Origin of the sequence: Rhodoblastus acidophilus (assembly GCF_009720655.1) — a bacterium.
GTDB lineage: Bacteria > Pseudomonadota > Alphaproteobacteria > Rhizobiales > Beijerinckiaceae > Rhodoblastus > Rhodoblastus acidophilus_A.
Genome location: NZ_WNKS01000021.1, coordinates 49,208 through 65,058 on the forward strand (window position 1 = coordinate 49,208; position 15,851 = coordinate 65,058).

14 protein-coding genes and 1 tRNA gene are annotated in these 15,851 nt (G+C 66.4%); 9 read left to right on the forward strand and 6 right to left on the reverse strand.

What is annotated here, in order from left to right; all coding sequences use genetic code 11:
* Positions 1-35: 35 nt before the first annotated feature.
* Genes GJ654_RS17490 through GJ654_RS17505 form a run of 4 tightly spaced genes read right to left on the reverse strand, consistent with a single transcriptional unit; the run spans position 36 to position 6,752 of the window.
* A complete protein-coding gene (locus GJ654_RS17490; RefSeq protein ID WP_155447465.1) occupies positions 36-2,123 on the reverse strand; it encodes a hypothetical protein in 2,088 nt (695 codons plus the stop codon).
* Entirely contained in the window at positions 2,120-4,852 is a 2,733-nt protein-coding gene (locus tag GJ654_RS17495) for a DUF4159 domain-containing protein (protein ID WP_155447466.1), read from the reverse strand. Before GJ654_RS17495 ends, GJ654_RS17490 begins: the two co-directional genes overlap by 4 nt.
* Positions 4,849-5,754 (reverse strand): DUF58 domain-containing protein, encoded by a 906-nt coding sequence (locus GJ654_RS17500; RefSeq protein WP_155447467.1) that lies wholly within the window; start codon positions 5,752-5,754, stop codon positions 4,849-4,851. Before GJ654_RS17500 ends, GJ654_RS17495 begins: the two co-directional genes overlap by 4 nt.
* Positions 5,754-6,752 (reverse strand): AAA family ATPase, encoded by a 999-nt coding sequence (locus tag GJ654_RS17505; protein WP_155447468.1) that lies wholly within the window; start codon positions 6,750-6,752, stop codon positions 5,754-5,756. The genes GJ654_RS17500 and GJ654_RS17505 overlap by 1 nt, the downstream gene beginning before the upstream one ends.
* 147 nt (positions 6,753-6,899) lie before the next feature.
* Between GJ654_RS17505 and GJ654_RS17510 the strand changes: the two genes are divergently transcribed.
* From GJ654_RS17510 to GJ654_RS17535, 6 genes are all read left to right on the forward strand, one after another.
* Entirely contained in the window at positions 6,900-7,454 is a 555-nt protein-coding gene (locus GJ654_RS17510; RefSeq protein ID WP_155447469.1) for a DUF1285 domain-containing protein, read from the forward strand.
* Positions 7,454-8,104, forward strand: a complete 651-nt coding sequence (locus GJ654_RS17515) for a CoA pyrophosphatase (RefSeq protein WP_425540403.1) — start codon at positions 7,454-7,456, stop codon at positions 8,102-8,104. The genes GJ654_RS17510 and GJ654_RS17515 overlap by 1 nt, the downstream gene beginning before the upstream one ends.
* Positions 8,105-8,106: 2 nt before the next feature.
* Positions 8,107-8,592, forward strand: a complete 486-nt coding sequence (locus tag GJ654_RS17520) for a hypothetical protein (protein WP_155447471.1) — start codon at positions 8,107-8,109, stop codon at positions 8,590-8,592.
* Positions 8,593-8,626: 34 nt separating this feature from the next.
* Positions 8,627-8,884, forward strand: a complete 258-nt coding sequence (locus GJ654_RS17525; RefSeq protein WP_155447472.1) for a DUF6111 family protein — start codon at positions 8,627-8,629, stop codon at positions 8,882-8,884.
* Positions 8,881-10,137, forward strand: coding sequence for a CCA tRNA nucleotidyltransferase (locus GJ654_RS17530; RefSeq protein WP_155447473.1), 1,257 nt, complete (start codon positions 8,881-8,883; stop codon positions 10,135-10,137). The genes GJ654_RS17525 and GJ654_RS17530 overlap by 4 nt, the downstream gene beginning before the upstream one ends.
* Before the next feature lie 64 nt (positions 10,138-10,201).
* The gene (locus GJ654_RS17535) at positions 10,202-10,459 is read left to right on the forward strand and encodes a hypothetical protein (protein ID WP_155447474.1); all 258 of its coding nucleotides are present in this window, start codon (positions 10,202-10,204) and stop codon (positions 10,457-10,459) included.
* Positions 10,460-10,641: 182 nt separating this feature from the next.
* Here GJ654_RS17535 and aspS read toward each other — a convergent pair whose 3' ends face one another.
* On the reverse strand, positions 10,642-12,474 hold the full coding sequence (gene aspS / locus GJ654_RS17540) for an aspartate--tRNA ligase (protein ID WP_155447475.1): 1,833 nt from the start codon (positions 12,472-12,474) through the stop codon (positions 10,642-10,644).
* Positions 12,475-12,624: 150 nt separating this feature from the next.
* On the opposite strand from aspS, the gene GJ654_RS17545 reads away from it, so the two are divergent.
* Positions 12,625-13,416, forward strand: a complete 792-nt coding sequence (locus GJ654_RS17545) for a phosphatase PAP2 family protein (RefSeq protein WP_155447476.1) — start codon at positions 12,625-12,627, stop codon at positions 13,414-13,416.
* On the opposite strand, the gene metC is transcribed toward GJ654_RS17545, so the two are convergent.
* Positions 13,391-14,581 (reverse strand): cystathionine beta-lyase, encoded by a 1,191-nt coding sequence (metC, locus tag GJ654_RS17550; protein ID WP_155447477.1) that lies wholly within the window; start codon positions 14,579-14,581, stop codon positions 13,391-13,393. The two genes, GJ654_RS17545 and metC, sit on opposite strands and share 26 nt — an antisense overlap.
* Positions 14,582-14,746: 165 nt before the next feature.
* On the opposite strand from metC, the gene GJ654_RS17555 reads away from it, so the two are divergent.
* Both GJ654_RS17555 and GJ654_RS17560 read left to right on the forward strand, forming a co-directional pair.
* The gene (locus GJ654_RS17555) at positions 14,747-15,052 is read left to right on the forward strand and encodes an ETC complex I subunit (protein ID WP_155447478.1); all 306 of its coding nucleotides are present in this window, start codon (positions 14,747-14,749) and stop codon (positions 15,050-15,052) included.
* A gap of 11 nt (positions 15,053-15,063) precedes the next feature.
* A tRNA-Arg gene (locus GJ654_RS17560) sits at positions 15,064-15,140 on the forward strand.
* Positions 15,141-15,851 lie beyond the last annotated feature (711 nt).

Genomic DNA, 15,851 nt, shown 5'->3' on the forward strand with positions numbered 1-15,851 from the left:
AACACGCATTTGGCCCGTGTTTTCCGCAGTCTGCGTCATTTTTTGGAGAGCACGCGCCCGCGGCCGCGTCCCTCCCAGGCCCAGGCGCCGACGACGAGGCCGAGCAGGGCGAGCAGGCCGGCGAGCCCCACGGCGAGGGGCGTGAGCGACATGCCGCGCGCGACGCTCGCCCCGGTGCGGCGAATCGCCACAAAGTCGGCGCCGGCGTAGGAGGGGCTGTCGCTCAGGGCGACAAGGCGGGGGATTTTGACCGTGTCGGCTCCAGCCTGTCCGATCCGACGCGACGAGCCGCCCGTGGCTTCGGCGAGGGTCCGGAGTTTCTCTGTCGTCGAAACCAGCTCGCGGTATTCGAGCGGATTTTCGGGGCCGACCGGGACCAGCGCGCTCAGCTCGCCCTGGCTCAGCCGGTAAAGGCCGAGCTCGGGCCGCGCGATTTTTCCCTTGAACAGTCCGGGCTCGGCGGGCTCCAGTTTGAGCTCGCTCTCCTGGCCCGAGGGCGCGATCACATGGACCGGGCCGGCCTGCGCGGCCAGGGTCTGGCGCTCGATGAGCAAGTCGCCGCCGGCGACGCGTCCGCGCAAAACCTCCTCTTCGAGGTCCGGCTCCTTCATCAGCCAATGGGAGGTGCGGCGCATCAGCTCCTCATAGGGGCCGCCGCCTTCAAAACCGCGCGCCCATAGCCAGAGCTGGTCGCTGAGCAGCAAGGCGACGCGGCCCTTGCCCTCGCGCGACAGGACGAGGAGCGGCGCGTCGTTCGCGCCCTGCAACACGGCGGCGCCGCGTAAAACTTCGGATTGCTCCTGACGGAACCATTCGCTCCAGGCCGGTGGTTTTTGCGCCGCGCCGGGAAGGCCCCGCGTCACCGGATGGCGGCCGCCGACCTCCGACAGGGCGGGACGGAACGGCGCTTCAAAGATCTGGCCGGTCGGGCGCGCCGGGCTGAGCCGGCCGATCGGGGTGTAGAACAGACCATCGCCGCGCGAAAAATTGGGGCCGGCGACAATGGCGAAGGCCCCGCCGCGCCGCACGTAATTGACGATATTGTCGAAATAGATCGGCGGCAGCAGGCCCATGTTCGAGTAGCGGTCGAACAGGATGAGGTCGAACTCGTTGATTTTTTGGCCAAACAGCTCGGCGGTCGGGAAAGCGATGAGCGCGAGTTCGCGCACCGGGGTGCCGTCGATTTTTTCCGGCGGCCGCAAGATGGTGAAATGCACCAGATCGACATTGGCGTCGGCTTTCAGCAGGTTGCGCCAGGCGCGCTCGCCGGGATTGGGCTCCCCCGACACCAGCAGCACCTTTAAGTGGTCGCGCACGCCCTCGACCGAGGCCACCGCCTTGTTGTTGATGTTGGTCAGCTCGTCGGGCAGCGCGGCTGCGTCGAACTCCAGAACATTGGCGCCGCCGTGCTCAAGTTTCACGGGGATTTTGACGTCGCGACCGGGCTTGGCCAGCACGCGGGTGACGAAAACGCCGTCGCGCTTCACCGTGACGTCCACGGGTTCTCCGGGGCCGTTGCTCTCCTCGACTTGCAGCGTGAAAATGACGTCCTTGCCGATCAGGCCGTAGCGCGGCGCCTCCTTGAGCACGAGGCGTCGGTCGCGCTCGCGCTCGTGGCCCGTGACCAGCACATGCATCGGCGCCTTTGCACGCGGCGCGGCGGGGATGTCGTGGACGATGCCGTCGGTGATCATGAACACGCCCGCCAACCGCTCCGCCGGCAGGTCGGCGAGGCCGTTGTCGAGGGCGGTGAACAGCCGCGTGCCCTCCCCGTCCGGGGCGTCGCCGGCCTCGATCACCTTGACGTCGACATTGCCGAGTTTCTGCAGCGAGGCTTCCAGCGCCTTTTTGGCGTTTTCCGTCTGCGCGGCGCGGTTTTCGAAATTTTGCGAGGCGGAGCGGTCGAGGACCACGGCGACCACGTCGCGCAGCGGCTCGCGCTGCTCCTCCACCAGCGAGGGGCCGGACAGAGCAAACAGCAAGGCCGCCAAGGCGAGCCCGCGCAAAACCGCGCCGCGTCGGCGCCGCCAGATCAGCAGGCCGGTGAGGGCGACCGCCGCCACGGCCAGCAGCGCGAGCGCCCAGAGCGGCGCCAGCGGCGCGAAGGACAGGCCGTAGCTCATTGGCCCAGCCTTTCCAGCAACTCAGGCACATGCACCTGATCCGCCTTGTAATTGCCGGTGAGCGTGTACATGACGATATTCACGCCGCCGCGCAGCGCCAGTTCATGGGTGCGGATCGCGTCGGAGCCCCCGGGATAGAGCGCCTCGCCCCATTGGTCGCTGGCCCAGCCCGCCGCGAGATCGGTCGAGGCGATGATCAGCGGCGACACCCCGTCGCCGGCGCGCGCCGGGGCTTTTTCGCCTTCGGTCTCCGGCGGCAGCGCCTCGATATAGGTGGGGCCGTTTTCGGAGCGCCCGGCGAGGCCGTCCAGCAGATAAAAGGTGCGGTAGATCACGTGATTTTTTGGCGCGGGAGCCAGCGGCGGCGGGTCGAGCTTTTGCAGAAAAATTTTGAGCCAGTCCTGCGCCGGAGTGCTTTCGCCGCCGTACTGCTGGCCGGCGTCGCGGGTGTCGAACAGCATCAAGCCGCCTTGCTTCATGTAAGCGGCGATTTTTTGCGCCGCCTGCGCGCTCGGCTGCGGCGCGTCCGCCGACACCGGCCAATAGATCATCGGATAGAAGGCGAGTTCGTCGCGCGCGGGATCGACGGCGCGCGGCGGCCCCGGATTGAAGGAGGTGCGCTGCGATAGCGTGTCCGAGAGCGATTTCAGGCCCTGCGCGCTGATGCGGTCGGCGTGGGCGTCGCCGGTGACGACATAGGCGAGCGAGGTGTTGAGCGCCGGGGCGAACCATTTGTCGCTGTTGGATGGACCCACGCGTGAGGGTATGCCGCCCTGCTGGGCTTGGACGGGCGGGGGCGCGAGGATGAAGAGCAACGCCAGCGCCGCCGGCGCCGCCTGCCGCCGCCACGCTCCACCGATCCAGAACGACGCGAAGGCGTCAGCCAGCGCCAGCAATACGGCGGCGAGCAGCAGCGGGCCGCGCAGGTCGACAGCGCGCGGCGCGGCAAAACTTTGGGGGCGCAGGTTCAGGCCAGAAATATCCAGCGGCTTGAAGGCGCCGTCCGCAAACGTGTTCAGCGCGCGCGGGGCTTCTTGCGACCCGTAATAGCCGGGCGGGTGTTCGGCGTCGGGCGTCACGTCGCCCTTGGGAAGCGCGCGCGCCTCCGCCGAAGGCGGGCCGAGCACGCCGAAACCATCGAGATTCTTCAGGACCGGCAGCAGGCCCTCGGCCTGCGCCTCCGCCGCCGGACCGACAGCGCCGGCGCGGGCCAGAATCTTTTTCAGCATGTCGACGAACAGGCCGGAGAGCGGCAGGTTCGACCATGAGGATTCCGCCGCGATGTGGAACAGGACGAGCGTTCCGGCGCCGCGCGGCTCCGCCGTCACCAGCGGCGTGCCGTCCGCGAGACGCGCCCAGGTTTTTTGCGGCAGGCCGGGCTCGGGCTCGGCCAATATCTGCCGGTTCACGTTGGCGTCGGCGGGCGGGGCGAGGCCGGCGAAGGGAGAGGTTTCGTCGAAGGGGGCCAGGGTTTTCGGCTTGTCCCAGGACAGCGCGCCGCCGAGCGTCCGCCCGCCGCGTCGCAGTTTTACGGGAAGCAGGTCGTCGGGGGCGCTGGCGAGGCGCGGCCCGGCGAAGCGGACGACCGTTCCGCCCGCGTCTAAAAATTTTTTCAGCTTTTCGCGGGCGTCGGGGGCGAGCGTCATATCGGCGAGAACCAGGACATCCGCGCCTTCGCCGATGATGCGGCCGATCGGGTCGGTTTCTCCGGGCTTTTCCTCGCGCAGGTCGGCGTAGGGGGAGAGCGCCTTGCGCAGATAGTAGAGCGGCGACAGCAGCGGCTGGTCCGCCTTGGCGCCGCCGATCAGGCCAACGCGGCGGCGGCGCGCCCCGGAGTCGAGCAGGAAAACGCCGCCCGCCGAGGCCTCGCCGACCAAAGCGAGGCGGGCGACATCATTGCGCAGTTGCAGCGGCAGGGTCAGCCGAGCGACGGCGCGATCCTCGGTTCCAAAACTGAAGGGGGCGTCGCCAAGCGCGGCGCCATGCGCGTCGAAGGCGCGAACAAGACCCTCCGGAGCGCCGTTTGGCGCGCGTAAAACGTCGATTTCCAGGGCGTCCGAAATGTTGCGGGCGCCGGTGATCGCGCGTGGCGGCCGGTCGCCGGTCAGGATCGCGGCGCCGGGAGTCAGGGCGGACAGTTTTCCGGCGAAGGCGCGACCATCTGCGTCCTGCTGGCCGTCGCTGAGCCACGCCGCCTCGCCGCCATGTTCGCGCAAGAAGGCCTCGATCGCGAAAAGGGTTTGCGCGCGGGCGGGAAGCCAGGGGCGCGGCACCAGCGCGCGCAGACGGGCGAGCGCGGCGCCGGGGTCTTCCAGCGTAACAAACGGCTTTTCCGCGAGGCCGAGCACGGCGGCGGGTCGGTTTTCGCGCGCCGCGTCGTCCAGAAGTTTTGTCGCCGCCGCCTGCCGCGCCGCCCAGTCGGGCGCCGCCGTCCAAAAGTTGTCGATGAGCAGCAGCAGCGGCCCCCTGCCCGCGCTCGCGCCTGATGGAACGAGGCTCGGCCCCGCCATGGCCAGCACGATCAGCGCGGCGAGCGCCATGCGCAGCAGCAGCAGCCACCAGGGCGTGCGCGCGGGGGTGGCGTCGTCGCGGCGCTCATCGAGGATCAGCCGCAGCGGCGGGAACGCGACTTGTCGCGGCGGCGGCGGCGTCACCCGCAGCAGGACATAGAGGGCGGGAAGGCCGGCCAGCGCCAGCAGAATCCAAGGCGAGGCGAAGACCCAGCTCATCGCGCCTCCAATCCGTTGCGCAGGCGCAAAAGGGCTTCCGTCGCGGGACGGTCGGTGGCGTGCAGCGCGAAGGCGAAGCCGCGCGCCCGCGCCGAGTCGGCCAGCGCGGCGCGATGGTTTTGCAGTTTTTGCCCGTAAACGGCGGCAAAATCCTCGGCGCGGCCGGCGCGCAGTTTTGCGCCGGATTCGTCAAAAAATTCGGTCTGGCCGGCGAAGGGAAAGGTTTCTTCGACGGGATCGAACACCATCAGCGCGCAACCGCTCACCCCTTGCGCCGACAGGCGGGCCAGGGTCGCGTCGAATTCTTGCGAATCGACGAGGAAATCGCCGATCAGGGCGACTTTTTCGCGCGGGCGCACTTTTGCGGGCGGTGGCAGATCGGGGAAGGCATCGTCCGTGCGCCGCGCTTGGGTGACCAGCGCCAGCGCCAGCCGCTCGATCACGTCGGCGGAGGAAAACAGCGGGGTGAGGCCGAGCCATCCCGCCCGCTCGCCGCCGCGCACGCAGGCGTCGGCCAGCGCCAGCGCCAGAACCAGCGCGCGGTCGGCCTTGGTGTCCTCGGCAAGGTGCGAGCGAAAATTCATCGACGGCGACAGGTCCGTCCAAACCCACAAGACCTGCGCCGCCTCCCATTCGCGCTCGCGCACGTAGAGGCGGTCGTCGCGACCAGAGCGGCGCCAGTCGACATTCTGCGCCGCCTCGCCGGAGATGAAGGGGCGAAACTGCCAAAAATTTTCGCCCATGCCGGCGCGGCGGCGGCCATGCAGGCCGGCGGCGACGGAGGCGGCGGCGTGACGCGCGGACAGGATCAGGCCCGGCAGCCGCCGCGCCAGATCGACCGCCGCATGTTTTTTCGACCCGTCGGGACGAATGGACTCTCTCGGCTGAAACCCCAAGGCCATCAAGCGAATCTTTGCAGCAGGCGCTGGATGGCGGCGGGCACGGTGTCGCCGTCGGCGCGCGCCGCGTAATTCAGCGCCATGCGATGTTTCAGCACCGGCGAGGCCAGGGCGATCACGTCGGCCTTGCTGGGCGCGAGCCGTCCGCGCAACAGGGCGCGGGCGCGCACCGCCAGCATCAGGGCTTGGGACGCGCGGGGTCCCGGGCCCCAGGAAATGTTCTTGGTCAGCTCCTCCGGTCCCTCACCGGGGCGGGCGGCGCGGACGATGTCCAAAATATTGTCGACCACGGATTCGCCGACCGGCATCAGGCGAACCAGTTCCTGAATTTCCATGAGGCCGTGGGCGTCGAGGACCTGGCGCGGTTCTTTCCGCGCGGCGCCCGTCGTTTCGATCAAAATGCGCTTTTCGGCGGCGCGGTCGGGATAATCCACGTCGATTTGCAGCAAAAAGCGGTCGAGCTGCGCCTCGGGCAGCGGATAGGTCCCCTCCTGCTCCAGCGGATTTTGGGTCGCCAGCACGTGAAACGGGCGCGGCAGATCGAACCGCTCGCCGGCGATGCTGACGTGATATTCCTGCATGGCTTGCAACAAGGCCGACTGGGTGCGCGGGCTGGCGCGGTTGATCTCGTCGGCCATCAGCAATTGCGCGAAGATCGGCCCCTTGATGAAGCGGAAGGCGCGCTTGCCGCCCTGCCCCTCCTCCAAAACTTCAGAGCCCAGAATGTCGCTCGGCATCAGGTCGGGCGTGAATTGGACGCGGGCGGCGTGCAACCCCAAAACTTTGCCCAGCGTGTCGACCAGCCGCGTCTTGGCGAGGCCGGGCGCGCCGACGAACAGCGCGTGGCCGCCGGAGAGGATGGCGGCGAGCGCCTCCTCCACCACCTCGTCCTGGCCGAAAATCTGCTCGGCGACGGCGGCGCGGGCGGCGGCGAGTTTGTCCAGCGCGTCCTGCGCCTTCTGCTCCATCTGGCTTGCGGTCAGGCCGGCGGGTAGATTCATGCGAAACGTTTCCCTCATAGCGGCGCGCGAAAAAGTGGTTGCCGGTTTTTCGCTCAAGCGCCGCGTCAAACCAATCTGCGGCTGATTGTCGCGACCGGACCAACAATATAGGTTTGGAATGCTTTGCAAAGAAGGTTTGGTTCGACAATGACAGGCGCCCTGCGCGGCCTTGAGCAGGTGTTCCCCGAGCGCGGCCCGGCCCCCGTGCACCTCTGGAACCCGCCCTATTGCGGGGAAATCGACATGCGCATCGCTCGCGACGGCACATGGTTTTATAATCGCACGCCGATCGGGCGGCCGGCGCTCGTCAAACTTTTTTCCTCCATCCTGCGGAAAGACCCCGAGCGTTACGTACTGGTCACCCCGGTCGAACGGGTTGGCATTGTGGTCGAGGACGCGCCTTTTTTGGGGGTCGAGCTTTTGCGAGAGGGCGAAGGCGAGGCGCAGGTTTTGAAGCTGCGCACCAATGTCGAGGATTGGGTGGAGATTTCGTCAAAACATCCGCTGCGGTTCGAGCCGGGCGACAGCGACGGGCTCAAACCTTACGTGCTGGTGCGGGCGGAACTCTGGGCTTTGGTCAAGCGCGCGCTGTTTTACGATCTCGCGGCCTGGGGGAGCGAGCGCGACGGTTTTTTCGGCGTTTGGTCGGCGGGGACGTTTTTCCCCATGGCGCCGATGCGCGACCTCCCGGATTTTTCATGATGTTTTCCACCCATGATTTTTTTGCCCGCGCCCGCAAAAGCTTGAGCGAGGGTTGGCCCGACTCGGATTTCGACCCGTGCGCGCGGCCTGAAAACGGCGATCACCGGCTCAACCAACCGCTGAGCGAGGCGGAAGCGGCGCTGTTCGCGCCGGCCCGGCCTGCCGCCGTGCTGGCGCCTGTGGTGTTGCGCGGCGACAGGGCTTTCATGCTGCTGACGCGGCGCGCGGCGACCCTGCGCGACCATTCCGGCCAAATCGCTTTTCCGGGGGGAAAAATCGAGGCGGGGGAGTCGCCTTTGGACGCCGCCTTGCGCGAGGCCGAGGAGGAAATCGGCCTGAGCCGCGACCGCGTCGAAATTTTGGGATGTTTCGATCCCTACCAGACGTCCACTGGCTTCCGGGTGTTCCCGGTGCTCGGGCTGATCAAACCGCCGCTGGACCTGACGCTGGACCGCACCGAGGTGGACGACGTCTTTGAGACGCCGCTCGATTTTTTGATGGACCCGGCGAACCACCAGCGCCACGCAAAAATGTGGCAGGGCAAGGAGCGCCAGTTCTTCGCCATGCCCTGGGAAGACCGCTACATCTGGGGCGCGACGGCGGGCATGATCCGCAACCTTTACGAACGGCTTTATTCCAGGGAGTTTTGACCATGGCGGTTCGGAGGTTTTGCGCGCTCGCCCTGCTGCTGGCGGGGCCGGCGCTGGCCGGGGAGTGGCGCAGCTACCACAACGACCGCTTCGGCCCGACCGCCGATTATCCGGCCGGCTGGAAAATGGAGCCCGAACCTGAAAACAATGACGGCCGCAGGTTTTCCTCCCCCGACGGCGACGCCTTCGTCATCATTTCCGGCCACTTCGCCCTGGACTCCCGCGACGAGGAAATGGCCCGCAAGGCCGAACCGGACGACGGCGAGACCGTTGCCTATTCCGCCAAGGGAAAAGACTGGGTCGTGCTGTCCGGAACCCGCGATAACAGGATTTTCTACCGCAAAGCCGTGCTCTCGTGCGGCGACCAGGTCTGGAACACTCTCACCATCGAATATCCCGCCGAGGAAAAGGCCAGGTACGACAGACTGGTCTCGCATATGGCGGCATCGCTGCGGCCCGGGATCGGCTATAACATCGCCTGCAAGTGAGCGCTTCGGCGCAAATGTGGATTGGAATAAGCCGATGACGCGCGCCCTTTTGGAAACTCTCGGCCTGTTTCTCACGCCTTTCGCGCTTTACGTCGCCTTGCTGATTTTTCGCGCGCGGCATCCGCTGATCGCCGCGTCGTGGTCGCGCGGCGCGCTGTCGTGGCTGACGCTGGCGGGGCTTGCGCTCGCCATCGGCGGCCTCGTCGTTGCCGGCATGTCCGGCTCGGAACAGGGGGCCTATGTCCCCGCCCATGTCGAAAACGGCCGGCTGATGCCGGGCCATTTCCAATGAGCGACGCGGAAAAGCTGAAAAAACTGCTGGAGCGTCCCGGCGTGCCCCGCATTTTTGCCGCGCTGGACGGCGAGGGCGAGGAACTGCGCATTGTCGGCGGCGCCGTGCGCAACGCGCTTTTGGGCGAGCCCATCGGCGACATCGACCTCGCCTCCACCGCCCCGCCCGAGGTGAACGTGTTGCGCGCCCAAAAGGCGGGGCTCAAGGTCGTTCCCACGGGCATCGAGCACGGCACCGTCACCGTGGTCATCGATGGCGCGCCCTTTGAAGTGACCACGCTGCGCGAGGACGTCGAGACCGACGGGCGCCGCGCAAAAGTCCGCTTCGGCCGGGATTTTGGCGCGGACGCCGAACGCCGCGATTTCACCCTCAACGCGCTGTCGCTGGACGCGCGCGGGGTTCTGCACGACCCCGTGGGCGGGCGCGCCGATCTCGACGCGCGCCGCGTGCGCTTCATTGGCGCGCCGCGCCGGCGCATCACCGAGGATTTTCTGCGCATCCTGCGGTTTTTTCGTTTTTCGGCCTGCTATGGCGCGGGTCTCGACCCCGAGGGGTTCAGAGCCTGCATCGCCCTCCGCGACGGCCTGCAAAATCTTTCGCGCGAGCGGCTGGGCGCGGAGACGCTCAAGCTTTTGGGGGCGCCGCGCGCGGCTTTCGTCGCGGAAGCCATGGCGCGGGCGGGCCTGTTCGCCTATCTCGGCGTCGCGCCCTGGCCGGCGCGGCTCAAGACTCTTCGAGACGATGGCGAACGCGGCGACGGGCTGATGGGTCTCGCGGCGCTTGCCCTGTTCAGCGAAGGCGACGCCGAGCGGTTGGGCGCGGCGCTGCGGTTTTCGAACGCGCAAAAACAGCGGCTTTTGGGCGCCGCACGGGCGAACGCGTTCTGGCATGGGGCGCGCGTGGCGCCTTCCCCTGCGTCGTTGCGCGAGGCGCTTTTCCGTTTCGGGCCGGAGGCCGCGCGCGACGGGCTTGAGCTGATTCGCGCGGAGGCCGGGGTTTCGCCGCAAGATTCGGATTTTTCGCGTGCGCAAGCCTTTTTGCGCGATACGCCGCCGCCAACCCCGCCGTTCCGGGCAGCGGATTTTTTTGCGCGCGGCATTCCCAAGGGTCCGGCGCTGGGGGCGGCGCTTAAATCCCTGCAAGCTCTATGGATTCGCGCAGGGTTCCCCACCGACCCGCAAATCGTCGCGCAATTGATCGAAAAGGCCTGCGAAATGGGCGAAGATTCCCGCTGGACGCGCCGGGATCGTTAGCGCAGGATGAAAATTAACGCATCAGGCTGCAAGCTTCTGTTCAGGGTATCGAAAGCGCAGGGCCATGGCGATCCGCAACAAAACTCCAGGCGAACTGGCCGAACGGCTGGCGCGGCGCTCGAAGCCGGCCGGCGAACGGCGGCCGTCGGATGGCTGGCGGCGCGACTCCTTCACTCTGCCGAGAGAGTTGGCGCGGGAAAAGGCCCGGGAGTTTTTTAACGATTTCCCGAAGGCCGCCTACATGACCGAGATCGAAAGCTGGCGCGAGCTTTCGGATGGGCGGATTGAGTTTACGATGCGGCGGTTGCCCAGCGCGGATTGAGGCGCGGGGACTGGATCGCGTTGCGCTTCTCATTCTTGGGTGGTTATCGCCGGGCCAGAGGGGCGCAATGCGTTCCTGTCCCCTGCCCGCGTTTGAGATCGGGGACAGGAACGAATTGCGCATAAACACCTCGCCTCAACGGCGCGATCGCCGCACGCAATTCGATCCAGTCCCCTTGAGCGTCAGGCCTTTGCGTCGACATTCACCCGCATGTGCAGTTCGCGCAGCTGCTTGGGCGTCGCAGGCGACGGGGCGCCCATCAAAATGTCTTCGGCGCGCTGGTTCATCGGGAACAGCGCGACTTCGCGCAAGTTCTGTTCGCCGGCCAAGAGCATGATGATGCGGTCCACGCCCGCCGCCATGCCGCCGTGGGGCGGCGCGCCATACTGGAAGGCGCGGTACATGCCGCCGAAGCGCTCCACCACCGTCTCCTCGCCATAGCCGGCGATCTCGAACGCCTTGACCATGGCCTCGGGGCGATGGTTGCGGATGCCGCCCGAGGCGATCTCAAAGCCGTTGCAGGCGATGTCGTACTGGAATGCCTTGATCGTCAGCGGGTCCTGCGTGTTCAGCGCCTCAAGACCGCCTTGCGGCATCGAGAACGGGTTGTGGCCGAAGTCGACCTTCTTGTCTTCCTCATTGTACTCGTACATCGGAAAGTCGACGACCCAGGCCAGTTCGAAACGGTCCTTGTCGATGAGATTGAGGTCCTCGGCCACTTTCGTGCGCGCGAGGCCGGCGAATTTGGCGAATTTTTCCGGGTCGCCCGCGACGAAGAAGGCGGCGTCGCCGGCGTTGAGACCGAGCTGGGTGCGGATCGCCTCCACCCGCTCCGGCCCAATGTTGTTGGCGAGCGGGCCGCGACCGCCGACCCCCGTCGCGCCGGGGTTTTCCTTTTGCGTGGTCTCGTCCTTGGCGCGATCGAAGAACAGGATGTAGCCGAGGCCCGGCTGGCCCTCGCTCTGCGCCCAGGAATTCATGCGATCCGCAAAAGTGCGCTGGCCGCCGGTCGGCGCCGGAATGGCCCAGACTTCGTTCTTCGGCTGCTCCAGCAGGCGCGCGAAAATTTTAAAACCGGAGCCGCGGAAATGCTCTGACACGTCCTGCATGATGATGGGGTTGCGCAGGTCGGGCTTGTCGGAGCCGTATTTGCGCATGGCCTCGGCATAGGGAATGCGCGGCCAGTTTTTGGTGACCGGCTTGCCCCCGCCGAATTTTTCGAAAATGCCGGTGATCACCGGCTCCATCGCCGCGAACACGTCGTCTTGGGTGACAAAGCTCATTTCGACGTCGAGCTGGTAGAATTCGCCAGGCAGGCGGTCGGCGCGCGGGTCTTCGTCGCGGAAGCAGGGGGCGATCTGGAAGTAGCGATCGAAGCCGGCCATCATCAGCAATTGCTTGTATTGCTGCGGGGCCTGCGGCAGCGCATAGAATTTCCCGGGGTGGATGCGCGACGGGACGAGAAAATCGCGGGCGCCTTCGGGCGAGGACGCCGTGAGGATCGGCGTCTGGAACTCGTTGAAGCCGGCGGCCTTCATGCTGGTGCGCATTTCATCCACAACGCGCCCGCGGAGCATGATGTTGTTGTGGATGCGCTCGCGGCGCAGGTCGAGGAAGCGGTACTTCAAGCGCGTTTCCTCGGGATAGTCCTGGTCGCCGAAAACCGGCAGCGGCAGTTCGCCCGCTGGGCCCAAAACCTCGACGTCGCGGACATAGACCTCGATCTTGCCGGTCGCCAGTTCGTCATTGTCGGTGCTCTTGCCGTCCATGGTCGGGCGGCGGCGGACGTCGCCGTCGAGGCGGACCACCCATTCGGAGCGGAAGGCTTCGGCGGTTTTGAAACCGGGGGAATCCGGATCGATCACGCATTGGGTGATGCCATAGTGGTCGCGCAGATCGATGAACAGCACGCCGCCGAAGTCGCGGATGCGGTGGCACCAGCCGGACAGGCGGGTTTTCTGGCCGATGTGCGTTTCGCGGAGTTCGCCGCAGGTGTGGGTGCGATAGGCGTGCATGTCTTCCCGGCCTCAAAAGAGTTTGGGCGTGCCTAGCCCAAAAAGCCCGCGGCGTGAAGGGGCGAGGCGCCTGGGCTCGACCTCGCTTGGCCTCTAGCGTGCGTTCCTTTATATCCAATCCTCCCGCCCCCCCGCGACCAAGGATGCTTTTTGCGCTCGTCTCCAGATTTCGCCGCGCAGTTTCGCGCCGACCTCCTCGATCTGCGCGCGCATTGGCGCCGCCGCGTCCCGCCAAATGCCCCGCTCTGGCCTCTCGCTCTCGGCTTGACCGCGGTCGCGCTCTTGGCGCTGGCCGCCGTCAGCGTGACGTTCGACGTGAGCGCGGCGCGCGGGGCGCGCGCCCTGCCGCGCGAAGTGATCGATGTCTTTCGCGTCGTCACCCGCTTTGGCGAGTCCAACTGGCTGTTCGCGCTTTCAATTCTGACGCTCGCGGGCGCTTTTTTCGCGCGCGCGAAAGCCGTGACTCGCTTTTCGCGCGCCGCTTTCGGGCTCTTGGCCGGGCAGGCCCTCTATGTCTTCGCGGTGCTGTCGGTTTCCGGGCTCGCCTCACAGGCGATCAAGCATGTGATCGGCCGCGCCCGGCCGCCGCTGCTGGACAAGGTCGGCCCCTATTACTTTGAAATGTTTTCGACGACCGGGATCATGGCGAGTTTTCCCTCGGGACACACGATCACGGTTTTCGCCACCACCGCCGCGCTGGGCTTGATCCAGCCGCGCTGGACCGCGCCGCTGCTGCTCATGTTCGCGCTGCCGGTGCTGGCGTCGCGGATCATCGTCGGCTCGCATTATCCCAGCGACGTCTGCGCCGGCGCGCTGATCGGGCTGGCCAGCGCGCATCTGGTCGCGCTGGTGTTCGCGCGTCGGAAAATCGCCTTTACCGTCGCGCCGGATTCGCTCTGGCCGCGAGCGCGGCGGCTCAAGCCTCGCCGCGCAGGCGCATGAAACCTTTTTCCAGGTCGTCCTTGAGGTCTTCGATGTCCTCAAAACCCACGGAAAAGCGCAGCGCCGGGCCTTCCGGCGCCCACACGCTGGCCGCGCGGTAGCTGGAGCAGTCGAAGGGGATCACGAGGCTCTCAAAACCGCCCCAGCTGTAGCCGAGCCCGAACAATTCCAGACCGTCGAGCATGGCGGCGACCGCCTGTTCCGACGCCGGTTTGAGAATCACGGAAAACAGCCCGGTCGATCCCAAAAAGTCGCGCTTCCAGATGGCGTGCCCGGGAAAACTTTCGAGCGCGGGGTGCAGCACCCGCGACACTTCCTGGCGGTTTTCCAGCCAGCGGGCCAGTTCCAACCCTTGCTTTTCCGCCTCGCGCAGACGCAGTTCCATGGTGCGCAAGCCGCGCAGCGCCAGCCAGGCGTCCTCCTGCCCCGCGCAATTGGAAAAAAGCTGGTAGGTCGCGCGCAGGCGCTTCGCCCATTTCGCATTGGCGGAGACCAGGCCGAGCAGCAGGTCGGAATGGCCGGACAGATATTTCGTGCCGGCGTCGGCAGAGAGATCGACGCCGCGCTCGTGCGCCGGGAAAAACAGCGGCGTCGCCCAGGTATTGTCCATGATCACGCAGGCGTCTTTGTCATGCGCGACCGCCGCGATGGCCGGGATGTCCTGCATCTCAAAACTTTGCGAGCCGGGCGCCTCCACCAGCACCGCCCTGGTGTTGGGCCGGAACAGGTTTGCTATGCCGGCGCCCACCAGCGGATCGTAGAACGTCGTCTCGATGCCCATGCGGGTCAAAAATTGCTCGCAAAAACTGCGGGTCGGACCGTAGGCGGAATCCGTGACCAAGACATGATCGCCGCTCGACAGCGCGGTGAGCAGGGCCAAGCAGCAGGCGGCGAGGCCGGAGGGGGCGAGCACCGTGTCGGCGGCGCCGGAAATCTCGCTCCAGGCTGTTTCCAGCGCTTCCGTGGTCGGGGTGCCGTAGGTGCCATAGCGAAAGCGGGAGCCCGCGCGGGAGTCCAACGTGGCCACGTCGGGAAACAGCACGGTGGAGCCGCGATAAATCGGAGTGTTGACGAAGCCGAACTGGTCCTCCGGGGCGCGGCCGGCGTAAACAAGTTTCGTGCGGGCGCGCATGGTTTTGCGCGACTGCGGCGTGGATTTGGACATGGGATTCCCTTTCGCGCGAAGAGTGGCGGGGCGAAAGGGGGCGCGTCAAGGGGGCGGCGCCGCCCGAGCTGAGCCTCGCCTTGCTTTGTCCGGCGGACTCCCCTATGGAAGTTGCATAATCCGTCGCGCGCGTGCGGCCGTGACGGAAAACTTTCGAGGATTCCGATGACGGCTCGCATCTTCCGCCCCGCGAAAACCGCCACGCAATCGGGACTGGGAAAAACCCGCTGCTGGCGGCTCGAATATGTTCCGGAAACACCGCGCAGCATCGAGCCGCTGATGGGCTGGACCTCCTCCTCCGACATGAAGAGCCAGATCCGGCTGACCTTCGAGACCAAGGACGAAGCGGTCGCCTATGCGGAGCGCAACGGCATCGCCTATCGGGTGGAGGAGCCGAAGGAGGCGAAGCGCCGCATCGTCTCCTATTCCGACAATTTCAAGACCAGCCGCGTCACGCCCTGGACGCACTGAGGCGCGATTTCGGCCCCGTAGCTCAGCCGGATAGAGCAACCGCCTTCTAAGCGGTAGGTCACAGGTTCGAATCCTGTCGGGGTCGCCAGCCTTTAATTCCGTGTCGAGCCAACTCGCGCGCCTTGGCGTGCAGCGCCATTCGAAGCGGTCGGCGAGCCTGAAGCGGCGCCAGCCTTCCAGCGGCGCGAACATCATGAAAAGACTGGCGACGCCGCTGCGCTCAGATTCGTCATCGTGGCGCGCCTTGCGTCTGGGCGCTGCGGGACTGGGAGCGCGCGTCTCCGCGATCATTTGTTTGTCGCCTCGTCGCGACACGCAACAGGGCGCCGCGAATCATGCCGTCGTTGATAGACTTCCAGCACGTCCTCTATGTTGGCGACGAAGCCAGCGCTGGCCAAGGAGCTGCACGCTGACGTGGAGCGCTTTGACGCCTTGCGCAACGCCGTTGAGGAGGAGCGCCGTCATGTGGGCCGGTGGCGCGGTGCGCTGCACGGCGGCGCAGGCGCGTGGCGGGCGGCGGCGGACCGCATTCGGCGGATCCCTATTGCTATATTCCGCTGCGAGAAACGGGTTCCTGCCGCTCTTGCCAAACGGGCGGGTTCGACGGCCTTGTCAGCTGAGAGCAAGGCATCCGTTTCGGTCGCATCGCGATGAGATTTGATGGAACCCGGCCAGCCGGCGGGGCCGTTCGATGGGCCCGGCTGGCTTATCTTTAATGAATGAAATGGTCGGAGTGGCGGGATTCGAACCCACGACCCCTAGTCCCCCAGAACCGGCGCTTAACGCTGGTTCTCTTTAT

Bases quoted from the DNA above. Each gene is read 5' to 3' on its own strand.
- GJ654_RS17490 (WP_155447465.1), bottom strand. From the start codon at position 2,123: ATGAGCTACGGCCTGTCCTTCGCGCCGCTGGCGCCGCTCTGGGCGCTC.
- GJ654_RS17495 (WP_155447466.1), bottom strand. From the start codon at position 4,852: ATGAGCTGGGTCTTCGCCTCGCCTTGGATTCTGCTGGCGCTGGCCGGC.
- GJ654_RS17500 (WP_155447467.1), bottom strand. From the start codon at position 5,754: ATGGCCTTGGGGTTTCAGCCGAGAGAGTCCATTCGTCCCGACGGGTCG.
- GJ654_RS17505 (WP_155447468.1), bottom strand. From the start codon at position 6,752: ATGAATCTACCCGCCGGCCTGACCGCAAGCCAGATGGAGCAGAAGGCG.
- GJ654_RS17510 (WP_155447469.1), top strand. From the start codon at position 6,900: ATGACAGGCGCCCTGCGCGGCCTTGAGCAGGTGTTCCCCGAGCGCGGC.
- GJ654_RS17515 (WP_425540403.1), top strand. From the start codon at position 7,454: ATGTTTTCCACCCATGATTTTTTTGCCCGCGCCCGCAAAAGCTTGAGC.
- GJ654_RS17520 (WP_155447471.1), top strand. From the start codon at position 8,107: ATGGCGGTTCGGAGGTTTTGCGCGCTCGCCCTGCTGCTGGCGGGGCCG.
- GJ654_RS17525 (WP_155447472.1), top strand. From the start codon at position 8,627: ATGACGCGCGCCCTTTTGGAAACTCTCGGCCTGTTTCTCACGCCTTTC.
- GJ654_RS17530 (WP_155447473.1), top strand. From the start codon at position 8,881: ATGAGCGACGCGGAAAAGCTGAAAAAACTGCTGGAGCGTCCCGGCGTG.
- GJ654_RS17535 (WP_155447474.1), top strand. From the start codon at position 10,202: ATGGCGATCCGCAACAAAACTCCAGGCGAACTGGCCGAACGGCTGGCG.
- aspS (WP_155447475.1), bottom strand. From the start codon at position 12,474: ATGCACGCCTATCGCACCCACACCTGCGGCGAACTCCGCGAAACGCAC.
- metC (WP_155447477.1), bottom strand. From the start codon at position 14,581: ATGTCCAAATCCACGCCGCAGTCGCGCAAAACCATGCGCGCCCGCACG.
- GJ654_RS17555 (WP_155447478.1), top strand. From the start codon at position 14,747: ATGACGGCTCGCATCTTCCGCCCCGCGAAAACCGCCACGCAATCGGGA.